The organism is Allobacillus salarius (assembly GCF_007559425.1).
In the GTDB taxonomy this organism is placed as follows: Bacteria; Bacillota; Bacilli; order Bacillales; family Alkalibacillaceae; genus Allobacillus; species Allobacillus salarius.
In genome coordinates, this window is the sequence record NZ_VMHE01000069.1 from 1 (window position 1) to 1,345 (window position 1,345).

The 1,345-nt window shown below is 46.0% G+C and carries 1 protein-coding gene; it reads left to right on the top strand.

The genetic code is table 11. The annotated features are described in order from the left end of the window. The first annotated feature begins 105 nt into the window (after window positions 1-105). Window positions 106-1,296 (top strand): IS256 family transposase, encoded by a 1,191-nt coding sequence (locus FPQ13_RS13065; RefSeq protein WP_144089741.1) that lies wholly within the window; start codon window positions 106-108, stop codon window positions 1,294-1,296. Window positions 1,297-1,345: the final 49 nt, after the last annotated feature.

The following is a 1,345-nucleotide window of genomic DNA, read 5'->3' on the forward strand; positions in this document are numbered from 1 at the left end:
GATGACGTACAATAGTTTGTGTAAAACTCTTGAAGACAAAAAAAGAGGTAGGGTATCCTCAGAGTAAACAACGAAACCAACTCATGAAAGGAGATGCCCTACCTCATGTCTACAAGTATAGGACAAAACAACCTCGAAAATCAATTGGACGAATTAGTCCGCTCTTTCGTCCAAGAGAAGCTAGAAACAATTATGAAGGAAGAGATGAATCAATTTTTCGAAGAGAATCCTGAGCTAAAAAACTATAAGAACGGCAGTTACGGTCGTCAATTGGATACGAAATACGGTCGCATCCAAGACCTTCAGGTGCCACGAGATCGAGAAAACTCGTTTCAAACACAAGTGTTCCAACCCTATCAGCGTTATGAACAGTGGTTGGGAGAAACAATCATCACGATGTATCAGAAAGGCATGAGTACGCGCGAAATCGGAAATTTCCTCGAGCGCATTCTTGGCCACGCTTACGCCCCAGGTACCATCAGTAACATCACCGATGTGGTGATGGAAGATATCCGTGCCTGGCAGGAACGTTCACTTCAGAAAAGATATGCCGTGCTATATCTCGACGGTACCTATCTGAAGTTACGCCGGGATGATGTAGCTAATGAAGTCGTATACGTCGTCATTGGTGTCACGGAAGACGGCTTTCGTGAAATTCTCGGCTTCTATGTCGGTGGCCAGGAAAGTTCCCTCGGCTGGGAGGAGGTGCTCTCCGATATCTACCGTCGTGGCTGTGAAGAAGTACTTCTCGGTATTTTCGATGGTCTTCCAGGGCTGGAAGAAGCGATGAAAGCTATCTATCCGAAAGCTGATGTGCAGCGTTGTGTCTTCCATAAAGTACGGAACACGCTGAACAAGGTCCGACAGAAAGATCGCTCAGCGATCAGTCAAGACATGAAAGCTATCTATCAGTCGAACAGTAACGGTGAAGCTGAAGAACAGTTGGATGCCTTCTGTGAAACTTGGCAAAAGAAATATCCCAAAATCGCCAAGTCCTGGAGAGAGGACTTCAACGCTCTTACCACGTTCCTGAACTATCCTTCCTCTATCCGCCCGATGATTTACACGACAAACATCATCGAGCGCACTATGAAGGAATTCAAGAAACGTCTGAAAACGATGAACAGCCTTCCCTCAGAAGAAGCCGTGGAAAAGGTGATTTATATGGTTTCAGATGAATGCAACACCAAATGGTCTACGCGCAAACTCCGTGGGTTCAAAGAAGCAAGCCCTGAACTGCACGCCATGTTTGAGGAACGTTATGGATCTCAGACCGAAAGCGAGGAGGGGAAATAACCCTCCACCGGATCACCCTACTTTTTTACACAAACTTATTGACGGTACC